General features: G+C 62.4%; 15 protein-coding genes. 6 read left to right on the top strand and 9 right to left on the bottom strand.

Annotated features, from left to right (window positions below; genetic code table 11):
• Nucleotides 1–52 precede the first annotated feature (52 nt).
• The 6 genes from Q8R81_RS02860 to Q8R81_RS02835 form a co-directional block, all read right to left on the bottom strand.
• Nucleotides 53–778, bottom strand: a complete 726-nt coding sequence (locus Q8R81_RS02860; protein WP_305615932.1) for an SDR family oxidoreductase — start codon at nt 776–778, stop codon at nt 53–55.
• Between the two features lie 31 nt (nt 779–809).
• Entirely contained in the window at nt 810–1,466 is a 657-nt protein-coding gene (locus Q8R81_RS02855) for a TetR/AcrR family transcriptional regulator (RefSeq protein ID WP_305615931.1), read from the bottom strand.
• A 41-nt stretch (nt 1,467–1,507) separates the two neighbouring features.
• A complete protein-coding gene (locus Q8R81_RS02850) occupies nt 1,508–2,755 on the bottom strand; it encodes an acyl-CoA dehydrogenase family protein (RefSeq protein ID WP_305615930.1) in 1,248 nt (415 codons plus the stop codon).
• 84 nt (nt 2,756–2,839) lie between these two features.
• A complete protein-coding gene (locus tag Q8R81_RS02845; protein WP_305615929.1) occupies nt 2,840–3,223 on the bottom strand; it encodes a DUF4345 family protein in 384 nt (127 codons plus the stop codon).
• Nucleotides 3,220–5,451, bottom strand: a complete 2,232-nt coding sequence (locus tag Q8R81_RS02840; RefSeq protein ID WP_305615928.1) for a molybdopterin-dependent oxidoreductase — start codon at nt 5,449–5,451, stop codon at nt 3,220–3,222. Before Q8R81_RS02840 ends, Q8R81_RS02845 begins: the two co-directional genes overlap by 4 nt.
• 11 nt (nt 5,452–5,462) lie before the next feature.
• Nucleotides 5,463–6,239: an SDR family NAD(P)-dependent oxidoreductase gene (locus tag Q8R81_RS02835; protein WP_305615927.1), complete on the bottom strand. Its 777-nt coding sequence runs from the start codon at nt 6,237–6,239 to the stop codon at nt 5,463–5,465.
• A 128-nt stretch (nt 6,240–6,367) separates the two neighbouring features.
• Here Q8R81_RS02835 and Q8R81_RS02830 point away from each other — a divergent pair, with 128 nt between their 5' ends.
• Nucleotides 6,368–7,468 carry a CapA family protein gene (locus tag Q8R81_RS02830; RefSeq protein ID WP_305615926.1) on the top strand — a complete coding sequence of 367 codons (1,101 nt, stop codon included), beginning with the start codon at nt 6,368–6,370 and terminating at the stop codon, nt 7,466–7,468.
• A 3-nt stretch (nt 7,469–7,471) separates the two neighbouring features.
• A complete protein-coding gene (locus Q8R81_RS02825) occupies nt 7,472–8,539 on the top strand; it encodes a phosphotransferase family protein (RefSeq protein ID WP_305615925.1) in 1,068 nt (355 codons plus the stop codon).
• 24 nt (nt 8,540–8,563) lie between these two features.
• Here Q8R81_RS02825 and Q8R81_RS02820 read toward each other — a convergent pair whose 3' ends face one another.
• On the bottom strand, nt 8,564–9,394 hold the full coding sequence (locus Q8R81_RS02820; protein WP_305615924.1) for an SDR family NAD(P)-dependent oxidoreductase: 831 nt from the start codon (nt 9,392–9,394) through the stop codon (nt 8,564–8,566).
• 125 nt (nt 9,395–9,519) lie between these two features.
• On the opposite strand from Q8R81_RS02820, the gene Q8R81_RS02815 reads away from it, so the two are divergent.
• Nucleotides 9,520–10,347, top strand: a complete 828-nt coding sequence (locus tag Q8R81_RS02815; protein WP_305615923.1) for an SDR family NAD(P)-dependent oxidoreductase — start codon at nt 9,520–9,522, stop codon at nt 10,345–10,347.
• Here the strand turns inward: Q8R81_RS02815 and Q8R81_RS02810 are convergent.
• Complete coding sequence (locus tag Q8R81_RS02810) at nt 10,344–11,477, bottom strand: phosphotransferase family protein (protein WP_305615922.1); 1,134 nt, start codon at nt 11,475–11,477, stop codon at nt 10,344–10,346. The two genes, Q8R81_RS02815 and Q8R81_RS02810, sit on opposite strands and share 4 nt — an antisense overlap.
• A gap of 155 nt (nt 11,478–11,632) precedes the next feature.
• On the opposite strand from Q8R81_RS02810, the gene Q8R81_RS02805 reads away from it, so the two are divergent.
• Nucleotides 11,633–13,201: an NAD(P)/FAD-dependent oxidoreductase gene (locus tag Q8R81_RS02805; RefSeq protein WP_305615921.1), complete on the top strand. Its 1,569-nt coding sequence runs from the start codon at nt 11,633–11,635 to the stop codon at nt 13,199–13,201.
• Here the strand turns inward: Q8R81_RS02805 and Q8R81_RS02800 are convergent.
• The gene (locus tag Q8R81_RS02800; protein ID WP_305615920.1) at nt 13,194–13,907 is read right to left on the bottom strand and encodes a TetR/AcrR family transcriptional regulator; all 714 of its coding nucleotides are present in this window, start codon (nt 13,905–13,907) and stop codon (nt 13,194–13,196) included. The two genes, Q8R81_RS02805 and Q8R81_RS02800, sit on opposite strands and share 8 nt — an antisense overlap.
• 71 nt (nt 13,908–13,978) lie before the next feature.
• Between Q8R81_RS02800 and Q8R81_RS02795 the strand changes: the two genes are divergently transcribed.
• Nucleotides 13,979–14,914, top strand: coding sequence for a Rieske (2Fe-2S) protein (locus Q8R81_RS02795; RefSeq protein ID WP_305615919.1), 936 nt, complete (start codon nt 13,979–13,981; stop codon nt 14,912–14,914).
• 18 nt (nt 14,915–14,932) lie between these two features.
• Complete coding sequence (locus Q8R81_RS02790; protein WP_305615918.1) at nt 14,933–16,024, top strand: oxygenase; 1,092 nt, start codon at nt 14,933–14,935, stop codon at nt 16,022–16,024.
• The last annotated feature ends 43 nt before the right edge of the window (nt 16,025–16,067 follow it).

Genomic DNA, 16,067 nt, shown 5'->3' with positions numbered 1-16,067 from the left:
CTGGCCGTGATCGGTAGAGCCTGGCGATCCAGACCGCCCGGCTCTGCCCCCATCAGAACACTTCGTGCGCCGAATAGACGTGAACGCGCGCCGCATTGGCGCGGGGCGATTGTTCCAGAAGGAACAGCACCGCGCCTGCAATATCGTCGGGGTCAAGCGCGGGGATATAGGTGTCCCACGCCGCCTTGCCATCGGCCTTCATCGGCTCGAAAATCTCGGTACTGGTGGTGCCCGGCGCAACCAGCCCGACTTTCACGCCGGTGCCGGCCAGCTCGATCCGCAGCGCATCGGTGAACATCTCCAACGCCTTTTTCAGCCCGCCATAGATGCCCGTGCCCACTGCCGTGATATTCGCGCCAAGGCTGGAAATGTTGACGATGTGGCCGCGACCTGCCGCCTTCATCGCGCGCGCAAACAGATAGCAACTGCGCACCACCGATTCGTAATTAATCGCGATCATCGGCTGAAGATGGGCAAGATCAAACTCGTCGATTGAACCCACATGCAGCACGGCCGCATTATGGACTACGATGTCCGGCGTGCCATAATGTGCCGTGACATGATCAAGCAGCGCCTGCGGGGCATCGGGCACCGCAAGGTCAATGGCGAAATATCCGGTTTTTCCGCCAAGCTGCTGTGCCAGTGCCGCAAGCCGGTCTTCGCGCCGCGCGGCCAGCACCACCGTGGCACCAGCAGCGGCAAGTCTGCGGGCAATCGCCTCGCCAATTCCGGCAGACGCACCGGTTACCACCGCAATCTTTCCGTCAAGCGATCCCATGTTTCCTGCCTCTCCGACTATCAGCCGCGCTTCACGCAGCGATGTCGGTAGACCACCAGCACAGGCTATCCACACCTTCCGAAATGCGGGCGAAGGCAGCATTTCTGGCCAGCGCGAACACCGCGGGATTCATTCCCAACCCGGCGAATGTGCAGGCCAGCATCTCGTCAATATAGGCACGCGGCGCTTCTGGCGCGCGGAGAAGGCGGCGGCGCGCCTCGACGGTCATCCCCACGATCAGATCCACCGCGACATCAAGCGAACCAAAGCGCATCTGACCGCTATCGCGCGCGGCGCACAAGGCATCGCGGACCAGCGTGTCCAGCGCGCTGGCCCGGGCGAAGTAATCGACATAATCCACGCGACATGTGAACCCGCCCCAGCGCGGATCGTGCCACGCCCGCAGCATGGTCATCGCCGAGCCACCGATAGCCAGCACCGCCGGATCGGGTTCTGCCGCGAACAAAGCTCGGAAATCGGCGACCATGCCACCCGCAAGGCTCTCTCCCAAAGCATCGACCGCCTGCTCGATCGAAGTGAAATACTTGTAGAACGTGCCGCGCGAAACACCGGCTGCACGGATCACATCATCGATCACCAGCGCGGCGCTATCGCGGCCCGGCTGATAGAGTTCGAGCACCGTTTCAAGCAGCCGCACCCGCATGCGATCCCGGCGTTCGGCGGCCACGCGCAGACGCCCGTTTGCGGGGCCTTGTAATGAACCGGTTGTCACGCCGCGCTGGCCCACGCCGGAACAGGGCTGATATCGGGCAATAGCCGCAGATTTGAAGGCTGGCCCGTAAGCGCGCGGCCATAGAGTTCGGTCGACAGGTGGCTGCTCAGCGCATTGTGGCGGCTGCCGACATTAAGGTCGCGCCAGAACCGCTGGAGCGGATTGTTGAGCGCAAAAGCGCCCGGCCCCGCCACGTCGAGCAGGCGGTTTCCGGCGGTGCGGAGCAAGCCCATCGCAAAACCGCAATCAGCCTGAATCTGCGCCTTGTCGAAGCCGGTCAGCGCGCGTTGATTGGCGGTATCGTCCATCATACCCACAGCGCGGCGAATGTGCATCCAAGCCGAATCGATTTCCAGCGCCGATTGCCCGATCATTGCGCTAAGCGTCTCTGACGAAGCCTGCGTCCCATAAGTCCAGCCGACCACGGGCCGAACGCCCGCCGAGCGCACGACTGCGTGCAGGATCGCGGTGGCAGCGCCGAGCATCGGAGGCAGCACGCCAAGCGGAAACAGCGATTCCATCGGCCAAAGATCGCGCGGCTCGAGGCCGGGGATGGTCAGCAACACTTCGGCAGGCGGCGTCTGCGCCGTGTGCAGGATCAGGGCTTCGGGCACGAACAGATCGTCCGCCACGATGGTGTTGCTGCCCGATCCGGCCATCCCCGCCACTTGCCAGTCGTCAAGAATCGCACAGGCGGGATCGCGCAAGTCGATGAATGCCATCGCCATTTCACTGACCGCGCCTGCTGCATCCAACAGCATGACGCCGTTCAACACCCAGTCTGCGTGGCAGCAACCCGAACCATAGCCCCATTTTCCGGTCACGCGGTAGCCGCCCGGCACCGGTGTTGCCTTGGCAGTCGGGGCAGAAGCGCTGCACAGCAGTTCATTGCCGGTGCGGAACACGATGTCGGTAACCGCCGCTGGAAAGCCGAGTACGGTGCCGGTGACGCCCGACAGCAGGCAATAGGCCCACGCCGTTCCGACGCAACCTTGCGCCAGTTGCGCCACCGTTTCGACGTGAGTGAGCAGCGTGCCGCCAGGTCCGCCAGCACGTTGTGGCGCGGTGATGTGGAACAGACCGGCGTCACGCAACGCGGCCATAACCGGGGGCTGAATTCGGCCTTCGCGTTCACATGCCTCGGCATGGGCAGACAGCAGCGGGACCAGCGATGTAGCTACCGGTACCGGGTTGGCAGTGCACGATACGGTGGCGCGGGTAACAAAATCAGCGTTCGATTGCATGGCGTTCTCTCTCCGGTCGTCAGGTTCCCCTACGATGAAATGACAATAATGTCATCCGAAGAGTTTTACAGCTGATCAGAGCTTTCAAGCATGGGCAGGCGCGCGGCTCGCAGCAATCAGGATGATCGCCGCGACAACTTCCGAGACGATCGATGCGGTCAGCAACGGATCGTATCCGTCCATCGCGATCGACACGATGCGGCCTGCGACGAAGCCAGCGAAGATCACGCCTACGGCCATCAGCACGGTCTGCCGGACGCGGGCATTGGCGAGTGCATAAAGGATCAGCCCGCCCATCGCCCAGAACGACCCGGCGTAGATCGACCTTGCCTCGTTCAGGCCAGCAACGCCCTGGGGCGCAAGGCCGGTCATGGCGGTTACGGTGGTGGTGGCGTAGATTGCGTAGAAGCCAAACGCGATCAGCGATATGCCGATCAGGCCGGAAAATCCCACCAGCAATTTGTTCATGCGATCTCTCCAATGTGTTCGCTGACTTGTGTGGTAGCCTTACAGACTTCGACCGGGATCCCGTTGAGCACGGCATTGCCGGAAATAGCATCGACGAGCATGCCCGGGCTGAGGACATTGGTATTCGTACCGGGGTGCGCCTGTGCCACCGCCATCCGTGTCTGCGGATCGGCATGGCCCCAGCCATGCGGCATCGAGACGACGCCGGGACGGATATCGTCGTCGATCTCAACCGGCACTTCGATCGTGCCCGACGCTGACGTTACCGCGACCAGATCGCCGCCCGTCAGCCCGCGCGCCAATGCATCGATGCTGTGCATCTGCAGTGTGCAGCGGTCCTTGCCCTTCACAAGCGTATCCACATTGTGCATCCAGCTGTTCATCGAGCGCAGATGGCGGCGACTGACCAGCACGAGCGCGGGATCGGCAGCGGCCATCGCTTGTTTAAGCCGGGGAATGTCCGACAAGATCAGTGCCGGAGCAATTTCGATCCTGCCTGAAGCGGTTGCAAAGCCTTCGTGTGCGCGCGGAATGGCAGGGCCGATGATCACGCCGTCGGACTTGCCTTCAAAGCTGGCAAGTGTCAGCCCGCCCTCGACAGCACCGAACCTGTCGCCGAAAGGCCCCGCGCGGATGGCAAGGTCGAGAATGCGCGCCGGGCCGCGTCCGGGCAGCGCGGAAATAGCGGTTTCGGCATCAATCCCACGACCCGTTGCCAGAGCACGGAAATAGCCGTCGTCCATCGCATCGATATCCGCATCCGGCATACCGCCGATGATCGCGCCGACGCGAGCGACGATGCGCCAGTGCTCGGGCCGGTCGGTCAGCGGAAATATGGCGGGCGAATAGTGGCCACCGCTGGTCAGACAGAAAATCCAGGACCACATGTCGTAATGCGCGCTTTCAAGGAAAGACGGGCTGGGCAGGATGACATGAGCGTGGCGCGTGGTTTCGTTGATATAGTTATCAAGGCTGACCATGCATTCCAGCAACGGCAGCGCCTGCGCCAGCTTGCCGGAATCCGGCGCGCTGAGTGCGGGATTGGCGGCGAAAGTCACCAGCCCCTTGATCTGTCCGGGGCCGGGCGTGGCGATTTCCTCGGCCATGCACGATGCGGGAAACTGCCCGAGCACCGCCGGCACGCCGCGCACCCGGCTTTTGCCCATGACCACCGGCATCCCATCAGGCAGCGTTGCCAGCATATCGACCAGCGATGCAACCGGGCGGCTCCACATGCTGCCGCCCCGCCTATCGAGATTGCCGGTCAGGATCGCCAGCACATCGATCATCCACGATGCCAGCGTGCCGAAGCTTTGCGTGCAAGTGCCGATGCGGCCATAGATCGCCGAACGGTCGGTGCGGATCAGTTCGTCGGCAAGGCCTTCGATAACTGCCGCTTCAATCCCGCAAAACGGCGCAACGGCCTGCGGGCTGAACCCGACTGCGACTTCGCGCAAAGGCCCAAGCCCTTCGATCAGACCGTCCAGATGGCGCAGCCGCACCATATCGCGGGCAAACAGAACATGGGCCACGCCCAACATGAACGCCGCGTCGGTTCCGGGCTTGAGGCCGATCCACTGGTCCGCCGCCTGCGCGGTTCTGGTGCGCACCGGATCGATCACGATAACCCGGCCACCCCGCGCGCGCAGATCGCGCATCGCGCCCATCACGTCGCGGTGCGAAAAGATGCTGCCCTTCGACGCCGCCGGATTGCCGCCGAAAATCACGAACAGATCGGTATTGTCGAGGTCGGGAATGGGTATTTTCCATTCGTTGCCGAACATCAGCATCGCCGAAAGGTTCTTCGGGTGCTGATCGACCGTGCCCGACGAATAGACTTGCTGGATGCCCGAAGTGGCCAGCATCAACCCCGAATAGCGCGATAACGTGGCGTCCTTGCCCGCCATGTTGCCGCCATAGGCCGCAAAGGCATGCGGGCCGTGGCGATCGCGCACGCCTTGCGCCAGTTCCTCCAACCGCTCCAGCGCTGCGTCCCATGAGGCCGATTTCCATTCGCTACCATCGCGCACCATTGCCGTGCGAAGCCGGTCGGGATCGTCATGGAGTGCGCCCAGCGTGGTGCCTTTGGGGCAAATGTGCCCAAGGCTCCAAACATCCTGCCGATTGGGGCGGACGGTGGCCACCTTCCCGCCTTCGACCGCCACGGTGACGCCGCACATCCCTTCGCACAAGGGGCAGGTGCGCTGATGAAGGCCATCGCGAAGCATCGCAGAACTCCTCATTTTGCAGTCCATCCGCCGTCAATCGGCAGGTTGTGGCCCGTGACCATTGCGGCATCGTCCGAACACAGCCAAACGATCCCAGCCGCCTGCTCATCGCAACCGATGGCGCGCTTTATCGGCTGGAACACCACTTGTTCGCCGATCAGAACCTTGGCGTAATCATCCCCAAACTTGTAATAGGCGCGGGTGGGCGTGACGCCGGGCGCAATGCAGTTCACGCGGATGCCGCGATCAGCATAGCTGACCGCGGCAAACTTGGTCAGCCGGATTACAGCCGCCTTGCCCGCGCCATAGCCGGCCCCGCCAAAGCCGTTGTAGATCATGCCCGCAAGCGACGTCACATTGCAGATCGCGCCGCCGCCATTTTCGACCATGTGCGCGATCTCGTGCTTCATGCAAAGGAACGTGGTGCGCAGGCACATGGTGATCGTGTGATCGAACGCCTCAACGGGCTGGTTGTGAAAGTCAGGCCCTGCTGAATCGGGGTGGGCATCGCCCACGACATTGGCAGCCAGATGCAATCCGCCGAACTGTTCGACGGTGTAGCGGACCAGCGCAGCCACTTGCGCTTCGTCGGTTGCGTCGGCGTGGATGTAGCGCGCCTGAAAACCTTCGGCGCGCAAGGCTTCCGCCCGTTCTTCGCCCAGCGCATCGTTGATGTCCGCCAAAACAACGCTGGCACCCTCGCTGGCAAAGGCGAGTGCGGTGGCGGCACCGATCCCGTCCGCGCCTGCGGTGACCAGCGCAACCTTCCCTGCAAAGCGTCCGGCCATATCCTGTCCCTCACGTTTTTGTCCGACCAAGCAATAATGCGTCGCGCATGTGGGCAACCGGCCAGTCGATAGGGGCCGCCGACAATCGCGCGCGGCAGCATTGCCGCTAGATCGAAAGGAATAGCGCGATGGCCAGCGGAACTTTGAGCCTGTTTGCCGTGGGTGACCTGCAACTGATGACCCGCGAACCGCCGGCCGATCTGTTCACGGCAGTGACGCCGGTGCTGACAGCCGCTGACGTGACGTTCGGCAATTGCGAATGGCCCTATGCCGAGGAGGCGGGCGATACCCACCCGGTCGAAGCGCACATCAACGATGATTTCGACCTTGGCGATCTGTTCGCGCCGGGCGCGCCTGAAAGCATCGCGATGATGGGCGCGGCGGGGTTCGACGTCATGTCCGTGGCCAACAACCACACCATGCACGGTGGCTATCGCGCGTTCCTGCGCACCATCGCGCTGCTGGAGGAATCGGGTATTGCCCCTGTCGGCGGCGGTGACACCATCGCTACCGCGCGCCAACCTGCCATTGTCGAACGGGGCGATCACAAGATCGGGTTCCTGGCCTGCACATCAAGCTTCCTGCCCGGAGCGCATGCCGGACGCCGCACGCCGGGAATCGTGCCACTTCGCCGACACACATATGCCGAAAACAACAGCTGGCACGATTGGGGGGTGGAGCCGGACACGCGCACGCTGATCAATCGCGATGATCTGGCCGCGATGATCGAAAGCATCACCGCATTGAAGGCACAGGTCGATGTGGTGGTGTTGAGCTGCCATTGGGGCATTCTGGAGCACGAATCCGCCATCGCGGACTATCAGCGCGAGGCTGCGCGGGCCATGATTGACGCGGGCGTTGACCTGATCGTCAGCCAGGGACCGCTACCGATCAAGGGTTTCGAAGTCTATCGTGGCAAGGCAATCCTGTATTGCATGGGCAAGTTCGCGATGATCTCGCCGTGGTCGCGCGATGAGACACCCTCGGGCATTTCAGCGCCGCTGCTCGATGAAACCAGCCGGGGCCTTGGCGCATCGGTGACGATCACCGACGGCGCGATCACCGGGGTGCAGATCGTGCCGGTCTATCTGGGCAGCAGCGGACGGCCGCAGATCCTGAACCCGGGCGAGCCGCACTATGACGCCATCCTTGGCGTGGTGGCTGAACGCACGATTGCAGCGAAGCTGAACGGTGCGATGGATGCCCAAGGCCGGATTGTGCTGGGCTAAGCTATGACCGAGGCAAACCCTACCATCCGCACAGACGATACTGCACAGCGCCTTGGTCCCTGGCTTTCGGCGCAGCTGCCCGGAGCGCCTCTGGTCACCATTACCGATGCGGTGGAACCGGCGCAGGGCTTTTCCAGCAGGACCATCCTGTTCACCGCGCGCTGGAAGGAAGAGGACAAGCCCATAGAGCGCCGCCTCGTTGCCCGGATCCAGCGTGATGTCGCCGTGCCAATGCTGTCAGACGTGTTCCATCAATACCGCGTGATGCGGGCCATTGCCGCCAATTCATCGGTAAAGGTGCCCAATATCGACTTCGCGGAAAGCGATCCAACAGTACTGGGCGCGCCGTTTTTCCTGATGGATCGGATCGACGGGCGGGTTCCGCCAGATTTCCCGAGCTACCATCAGGAAGGCTGGGTGGCCGAGCTTTCCACAGCCGATCGCACGCGCTGCTGGTGGAACGGCATTGAGGAAATGGCGCGGCTGCACCGGATCGACTGGCGTTGCTTTTCGTTTCTGGCCGACGGCACACGCAGGGCACCCGACGCAGTGTTCTACCTCGACCGGTTCGTAGGAAAGTGGTTCGACTGGGCGCGTAATGGCCAGTCGTTCCCGGTCATCACCCAAGCGCTGGCCACGCTGAAGGCGCATGCTCCGATTGCGATGCAGTCCGGGCTGGTATGGAACGATGCGCGGCTGGGGAATACGATGTACCATACGCAGAACGTGGAAGTCGCCTCACTGTTCGATTTCGAGGTGGCGACGCTCGGCCCTCCTGAAGTCGATTTGGCGCATTGGGTCTATCTTGACGAGGTGTTCAGCGAAAACTTTGGCGTGCCGCGCATCGACGGATTGCCGCGCGGGGCCGAAGCGGTGGCGGGATTCGAGCGGATATATGGCCGGCGAATGCCACATTTCAGCTACTACATGGCGGTGGCCGCGCTGAAAATCCTGATCCTGTCAGTCCGCAACTACGGCAATGACAAGGACACGGGCGCGCCTGCCGCGCTGCCCGATTTTCTGGTGAGCCGGTTGGCGCACTATCTTGCGGAATTCGAGGCGGGACGCTGAATTCACCAGCGTCCCGCCCTTGCATCAATCCTGCTTCAGCATCCCTGCCGATGAAAGCTTCATCACATCGGCAAACGGCGCTGCGTGCGACGTCATCCCGCCGTCAACCGCAAGCGTTGCGCCGGTGATGAACCGCGCAGTGTCGGACACAAGGAACGCAACCGGCCCGGCAATATCCTGGGGATCGGCAACGTAGGGCGTCAGGTGATGCGCGGTGAACAGCTCGATCATTTCTGGGCTGATCGAGGCCGCCAGCGGCGGGGTCATTACCATACCCACGACCACTGAATTGGCGCGAATGCCCTGCTTGCCGTACTGCGTGGCGACATTGAGTGCGAGGTTGATCAGCGCCGCCTTGGATGCGCCATAGGCCGGCATTCCCAGATCGCCCTGCACGCCGCGCCCTGATGCCACCATGACTATCGATCCGCCGCCGCGCGCGATCATGTGCGGGATCGCTGCCTTGCACAGCAGCGCTGGCGCAATCGTATTGACCCGCAGTGTGCGCTCCCACGTGGCCGCGTCCATATCGGCAATGTTGGCGTCCTTGGCAAGGGTGGCGGCATCGGTCACGGCTGCGTTGTTGATCAGGATGTCGACCCCGCCGAACGCTGCGATGGCGGCATCGACCAGCACTTGGGCGGTTGCCGGATCGGCCAGATCACCGAACGCCGAGGCAACTTGTCCGCCTGCGTCGCGTATCGATTGCGTGGTGCCCGCTGCGCTTTCTGCGCGGCTGGCACAGACAAGAACCCTGGCACCCTGCCGCGCCAGTTCATGCGCGATCTCGGCACCGATGCCTGAACCGGCCCCGGTCACGATCGCCACTTTTCCGTCCAGTCCGCCCATATTCATCTCTCTTTTCGCAATTTTATGGCGCCAGACTTTCATCGCTTTGCGCACAAGCGAGCCTATCGCTTTATAGGTGCCGGGTTTGCCTGACACATTCTCTGTGAGCCGCAAGAGTTCAGGAGAGAAACATGACCAAGCCCCTCGCCGACCGCGTCGCCATTGTCACTGGTGCGGGGCAAGGAATCGGTGCCGAAGTTGCCGCCGTGCTGGGGACGCGCGGCGCAACGGTGATCCTCAACGATATCATGGCCGACCGCGTGGAAGAAACCGCTGCCGCCCTGCGCACGCAAGGCTTCCGCGCCGAAGCATCGGTGTTCGACCTGACCGACGAGGATGACATCGCCCGCGCGGTTGGTGAAATTGCGGCGCGCCACGGCCGGATCGACATAGTCCACAATAACGCCGCATTTCAGACCAACGAACAGCGCGCGCGCGATCTCGACGTGATCAACCTGCCAGCCGATGCGTGGGACAAGGCCTTCGCGGTGAACGCACGCGGGCCTATGCTATTGTGCAAGCACGTCCTGCCCACGATGATCGCGGGCGGCGGCGGGTCGATCATCCATTCGGCCTCGGGCTTCGGCCTGCTGGGTGAAATGACGCTGACGGCCTATGGCGCGTCCAAGGCGGCCTTGATCAACCTTGGCCGGTTTATAGCTACCCAGTACGGCAAACAGGGTGTGCGGTCGAACGTGATCGCCATTGGCTTTGTGCTGAGCGAAAACGCGATCGAATCCACCCCGCAGGTGGTCAAGGATGTGCTGCTGGCGCACCACCTCAACCCTGAACTTGGCAGCCCGCGCGACATTGCCAACGTCGTCGCGTTTCTGGCGTCGGACGAATCCCGCTTTATCAATGGCGCGCTGATCCCGGTTGATGGCGGATTCACCGCGCATCAGGCCAGCATGGTCGACTTCCAGCGTCTGTTTGCGGAAGCTGGCAGCAACCAGCTTTAGTCCGCCGCTTCTTCCACCGGCGTCAGGTTGCGCATGAAATCACGGAAGTCACTCCCCAGCTCGGGCAGTGGCAGCCCGAGCTTCTCGGCAATATACAACGTCATCAGGTTGTTGTCGGCAGACGTGTTGGTCGCCTCGATATTGCCCAGCGACACCTGCCGATCAAACGCGCCCACGGCCACCAATGCCATCCGCAGGGCAACCACGACATCGTAGTAGTCCAGATTGCCGACTTTCCGTCCCGCCGCCTGCTCATAGATCGCCACGGTTTCATCGCGCGTCGGCAGGCCTTCTAGGCGGGTCACGCCAAAGCGGCGGCTGAACAGGTCATCGAAATAGAGCCACCACGCCAGATCCAGTTCGCGCGGGCCAAGTGCCGCCAGTTCCCAATCGATCAGTGCAGCAACGCTGCCATCGGGCCGCCACATCACGTTGGACGGCGTCGGATCGCCCCACAGCACGCAAGTATCAATATTGTCGGGGCGGTTTTCGAGCACCCACTGCATCGCGGTATCGACAATCGGCAGCTTGCGCCCCTGCCCGCGCGCGGCGTGCCAATCCACCAGATAGCCAAGATATTGCTCAAGCCCCGGCGCGCCCCGGTCAGGGCGGTTCAGGAAAGTGAAGCCATCCTGCCAATCAACCTCGTGCAGTTTTGCCAGTGCGGTCAGCGCGTTGGTGAAATGCACCATGCGTTCAGCAGGGCTGCGCTGCGTCAACCAGCCTTCGAGGTTGTAGTTCGGGCGCTGCGTTGCTGCCTGCCCGTCTACCCGGCCCATCACCAGAAACGGCGCGCCAAGGATCGACGGGTCGTCTTCCTTGCCCACCCACGGCGGTACCGGCAGATCGCCCCGCGCATCAAGCGCGGCCATCATATTGGCCTGAAGCTTCAGATCGCTTTCGAACACCACTTCAAACGTCTGTGGCTGGCGGCGCACCACCAGCGTGCGGTGATGGTGCTGGCCCTCCTCGGTGTAATCGACATCGACGAAGAAGATCTCGGCCGAAAAGCCGGACCCCAACACAACGTCCATAGGCGCGACGGTCAGCCCCTGCCACGAAGGTTTGATATGGCCCAGCCACGCAGTCAACCGATCGTGGACCGTCTTTGCGTCCAGCTTGACCGACATTTCCATTCTTCTCCTGTCAATTCCCTTCCCCAAGACGATGGCTTGCCCGTGCCATGACCTGTCTTCCGGAAGGAGCGCCGAAAAACCGACTGTCGCCATGATGCGGCAACGGCTGGTTTGCGCATGTCCGCATTCTGCCGAATGGAGGGCTTTAAGTGACCGAGGAAGCAGATGTCGTCATCGTTGGCGCAGGGCACAACGGCATGGCCGCAGCGGGCTATCTTAGCCGTGCCGGAAAGAGCGTGATCGTGGTCGAGCGGATGGCGAAAGTCGGCGGCATGACCAGTTCGGGCTACATGATCCCCGAAGCACCAAGCCATCTTGTCACCCCTTGCGCCGTCGAATTGCTGTTCGTGCGCGGCAGCGGGTTGATCGAGGAACTGGAGCTTGAAAAGCACGGGTTGCGCTGGGTAGACCCCGACCCGACGTATGCCTATCTCGATCCATCGGGTGCCAGCGTGTGCCTGTTCCGCGATCCGCAGCGCACTGCCGACGACATGAGCCGGCTGAACAAGCAGGATGGCAAGAACTACCTCAAGTTTCTTGAACTGCTCAACGCGCTGATGGACATTGGCTTCCCGATCATGAAGGCCGAACCGGGCCGCCCTGACCTGAAGAACGCGGGCAAACTGGGTCTCAGCCTGATCCGCAATGCCCGCCTCAAGAACGAATTGCAGATCCTTGCAGCGGGCACCGCCGACCAGATCGCGAGCGAATGGTTTCAACACCCCGCCAACATTGCGCTGCTGACCAACACCGCCGCAGGCGCAGGCCCGGTGGACGATGACGGCAACGGCGCTGCTTACATGATCCTTGCAGCATTGCACCGGTTGGGCACAGGCAAACCCATTGGCAGCCTGCAAAGCTTTGCCAATGCAATGGCCAGCAGCATCGAAGCATCGGGTGCCAAGATCATGCTCAACGCGCCGGTGGCCGAAATCATCATCGACGATGGCGCGGCGCGCGGCGTGCGGCTGGAAGATGGCCGGGTGATCAAGGCCAAGGCAGTCATCGCCAGCTGCGATCCGCGCACCGCCTTTGCCATGACCACGCCCGGCAAGGTCGACCGCCGCCTGCTAGAACGGATCAAGCACGCGCCGTCGAACCGTTCGAATGCTGCGCCGTTCCTTGCCAATATCGCGATGTCGAAACCGCTCACGCTCAAGCGCCATCAGGATTTGCGGCACGACGGGGCGGACCTGAACAAGGCCGTCGGCTATATCGGCACGCCCGAACAGGTCCGCGAAAGCTTTGCGGCCGCCCGGCGCGGGGATATTCCCAAGGAGCATGCGGTATCGGTTACGCCGCTGTCCAATTCCGACCCGTCACAGGCAACGCCGGGTGGCGGCCTTGCCTATATCTATGTGCCAGCAATGGCCGTCGATGCGCGCGAAGGATGGTCGCAGGAGATCAAGGACCGCACGATGCGTGACCTGATCGCGCAGATGTCGGAATTCTACGACGGGTTTGATTCCGAAGTGGGCCGCTTTGTGGAAACCGCGCGCGACCGGGAAAAGCGCCTGAACGCCACCAACGGCTGCGTCACGCACATCGATTTCGGATCGCTGCGCGCCGGACAGAACCGTCCGGCGACGGGATTCGGCGGGCCGAAGCCGGCGGTGCCCGGTCTTTATATCGGCGGCGCGGGCGCGCATCCGGGCGGCGGCATTTCCGGCCTGCCGGGCAAGATCGCTGCCAAGCGCATCCTGCGGACCATCAAGTGACCGGCAAGACATCCGCCTGAAGAGCCGAAACCTGCGCGGCCGGGCCAAGCAGCCCGGCCAGCAGCGTATCGGCAAATTCGGCAACGCGCTGCGGCACAGCCTCCGGATTCGCTTCCTCACCCACGCCGAGCGCTTCGAGCATCGGCACCGAGGCGAAATAGAACCCTACGCCCTGCACCAGCACCGCCATGAACGCCGACGAGGAAATAGTACGCATCGGGCGTGTGGCGAGAACCTCGGCAAACAGCGCATCAAGGCTCAGTTTGAAGGGCTGGATGTACAGGCCGACAAGATAATCGAGCCGCCACGTGCTGCGCCGTCCTTCGGCGTGACTGATGCTGATGAAGCTGGGATTTTCCGCCGCCCATCCGCAAAACCGGTGAACCAGCAGGCGCAACCTGCTTTCAGGGTCAAGATCGGTGCGGTCGAATACCGAAAACACCGGTTGGCCGAATTTTGCCACGCGCCAGTCCACCGCCTTGCGCCACAGATCTGCCTTGGACCCGAACCGCACATTCAGCAGATTATGGCTGACCCCCAGCCGCTTGGCCAGATCGCGCACCGTGGTGCCTTCGTACCCGGATTCGGCAAAGCTTTCAAAGGCCAGGTGGAGCACCCGCTCTTCCGGCACAGCGCTGGCAGCATCAGCAGGAGGCCTGCCCCGCCGCCGTGCGCCGGGCGCGTCCGCAGGATCGGATTTGGTCATGTCAGACGTGTTGACATTTAAATTGTCGTGTGTCAATTTGATGTTCGCTTGTGGAGAGTGGTGTAGAAAATATGGCGAGTCCCTGGTGGAAAGTTGCGCTGAGCGAGGAGGTCACCTCGACCAAGCCGTTGGCGGTCGATGTAGCCGATCAGCCGGTAGTGCTGTGGCGCGATGCTCAAGGCATTGCCCGCGCGCTGGAAGATCGCTGCCCCCACCGGCGCGCGCCGCTTTCGCGTGGTTGCGTGCGAGACAATGGCTGGATTCAGTGCGGCTATCATGGCTGGAGCTATGACGGTGAAACCGGCCGACTCAAAGACATTCCGAATATGAAGGACGAACAGAAGTTTCCGCCGGTGTACAAGGCTGCGGCCTTCGCTGTGTCGGAAAACGGCGGTTTCGTCTCGGTCAACTTGGACCAGAAGACCTTGCTGGCCCCGCCCGCTGTCCGCCACGACATGCCGCTGGGCGGCACCGCCCACGTCGCGCTTGGCCACGACCAGTGGATCAGCGCCCTGTTTGACGATCCTGGCCTTGTCCTGGACATCCGGTCTGTGCAGTTCACGCCCTATTTGATGTCTGACCTGCGCGAGGAAAACGGCCTGCTGGTGATGGAGCGGTTTTGCCAATGGGGCAAACTGCATTGGCCATCCTATGCCACGGCCGAATTCCCGATCACCTTGATCACGCGCACAGATCCCGAAACGGGCGAAACCGAAGCGGTTTTGCGCGATGACAGTTTTCGCACTCTGCTGACCGCGCAAGTGGCGCCGGTTCCCGCGGCGCGTGGCGTCACGCAAGTGCGCTGGCGTGCTTGCATTGGCGATGAATTGAAGGGCAGCCATGCCGTTGGGCTGCGTCACAAGGGATCGTTTGCGGTACGCGAAACGGTCGATGCCGCAGCACTGCGCGTGCTGATCCCATCGGCGTCACACCTTGCCAACAAGCTTCGTGAAGACATTCGCAGCGCAGCGCCCGCTGTGCCCTCATCCGTTTCGGCAGCCGCCTGAATTTCGCAGGAGATCCCCATGCTTGAAGTCGCCGATCGCTCCGCTTCGTCCGATACCGACCACTTCGATTCTGCTGCCCCTGCAGCGCCGAAGCGCGCCTCCGGCCCTTCGATGAACGCAGTCAACAACTGGGTTCCACACGATCTGGTCATGCGCGATTCATGGTTCCCGCTGGCCCACGATCATGCGGTGGGCAAGACGCCGGTACGCCGCGCGGTCTATTCCCACCCGTTCTACATCTGGCGCGAAGACGGCAAGGTCGTCGCCTCGGAATTTCACCCGCTCGAAATCGTCACGCGGGACAAAAGCCCCTATACCGACGCGCGTGGCCGCTATCCGGTGATCGAGCACTACGGTCTGATCTGGGGCTGGTTCGGCCGTCCCGAAGCCGCCGATCCGGCGCATCTGCCCAGCCTGCCCTTCCTCCCGCCAAAGGGCGGATTGCCCAAGCACATGACCGCCACGATCCGCTTCGATTGCTCGGCCCCGATCAGCCTTGAAAACCTCATCGACCTGACCCACGCAGACTTTCTTCATGCCGATGTGGTGGGCGATGAAAAGTCCGATAGCGAGGAAGTTGAAGTCTACTACGACAGCGAGACCATCACGATGGTCCGCACACTGGTGAACAAATCGGTCGCGCCGATCATGAAGTTCTTCAGCGGCATCCGCCAGCCCACGCAGAATGTGCGGCAGGTCATCCGCATCTACCTGCGCTCGCACTGCGCCATCGCCTATGGCCGCTTCTCGCCGGGTGACGATGTGCCGCTGTTCCACCCCTGCACACCCGAATCGCGCGATCGCACGCGCATGGAAATGGTGATGAACACCTCGAACGCAGGAACCATGTTCCGCCATGTCATGCCCAAGGCCGGGTACAAGGTTTCGCGGCAGGACAGTTCGATGACCAACCCGCAAAGCCCGCGTTACATGGACCTGTCCCCGCGCAAGGATCTGCATTCCAGGTTCGATCAGGCCGGGCAGCGTTACCGCCTGCTGATGATGGACCTCGCCGCGCGGCAGGACGCAGGCGATTTCGCCTATCGTGACAACGTCAGCGCCGATTGCAGCGACATCATTGGCCTGCGCAAGGAACTGTTCCAGTTCTGAATTGATCAGCCGTCGCGGTTGCCGGCCCGTTCGTGCGGACCGG

This window comes from Novosphingobium sp. (assembly GCF_030696665.1).
In the GTDB taxonomy this organism is placed as follows: Bacteria; Pseudomonadota; Alphaproteobacteria; order Sphingomonadales; family Sphingomonadaceae; genus Novosphingobium.
Note: the sequence above shows the minus strand (reverse complement) of the source record. Positions and strands in the feature narration are given on the sequence as shown.

Coding starts and splice junctions, on each gene's coding strand:
- Q8R81_RS02800 (WP_305615920.1), bottom strand. CDS start 13,907: ATGACCAAATCCGATCCTGCGGACGCGCCCGGCGCACGGCGGCGGGGC.
- Q8R81_RS02830 (WP_305615926.1), top strand. CDS start 6,368: ATGGCCAGCGGAACTTTGAGCCTGTTTGCCGTGGGTGACCTGCAACTG.
- Q8R81_RS02810 (WP_305615922.1), bottom strand. CDS start 11,477: ATGTCGGTCAAGCTGGACGCAAAGACGGTCCACGATCGGTTGACTGCG.
- Q8R81_RS02845 (WP_305615929.1), bottom strand. CDS start 3,223: ATGAACAAATTGCTGGTGGGATTTTCCGGCCTGATCGGCATATCGCTG.
- Q8R81_RS02795 (WP_305615919.1), top strand. CDS start 13,979: ATGGCGAGTCCCTGGTGGAAAGTTGCGCTGAGCGAGGAGGTCACCTCG.
- Q8R81_RS02825 (WP_305615925.1), top strand. CDS start 7,472: ATGACCGAGGCAAACCCTACCATCCGCACAGACGATACTGCACAGCGC.
- Q8R81_RS02860 (WP_305615932.1), bottom strand. CDS start 778: ATGGGATCGCTTGACGGAAAGATTGCGGTGGTAACCGGTGCGTCTGCC.
- Q8R81_RS02835 (WP_305615927.1), bottom strand. CDS start 6,239: ATGGCCGGACGCTTTGCAGGGAAGGTTGCGCTGGTCACCGCAGGCGCG.
- Q8R81_RS02790 (WP_305615918.1), top strand. CDS start 14,933: ATGCTTGAAGTCGCCGATCGCTCCGCTTCGTCCGATACCGACCACTTC.
- Q8R81_RS02840 (WP_305615928.1), bottom strand. CDS start 5,451: ATGCTTCGCGATGGCCTTCATCAGCGCACCTGCCCCTTGTGCGAAGGG.
- Q8R81_RS02820 (WP_305615924.1), bottom strand. CDS start 9,394: ATGAATATGGGCGGACTGGACGGAAAAGTGGCGATCGTGACCGGGGCC.
- Q8R81_RS02815 (WP_305615923.1), top strand. CDS start 9,520: ATGACCAAGCCCCTCGCCGACCGCGTCGCCATTGTCACTGGTGCGGGG.
- Q8R81_RS02850 (WP_305615930.1), bottom strand. CDS start 2,755: ATGCAATCGAACGCTGATTTTGTTACCCGCGCCACCGTATCGTGCACT.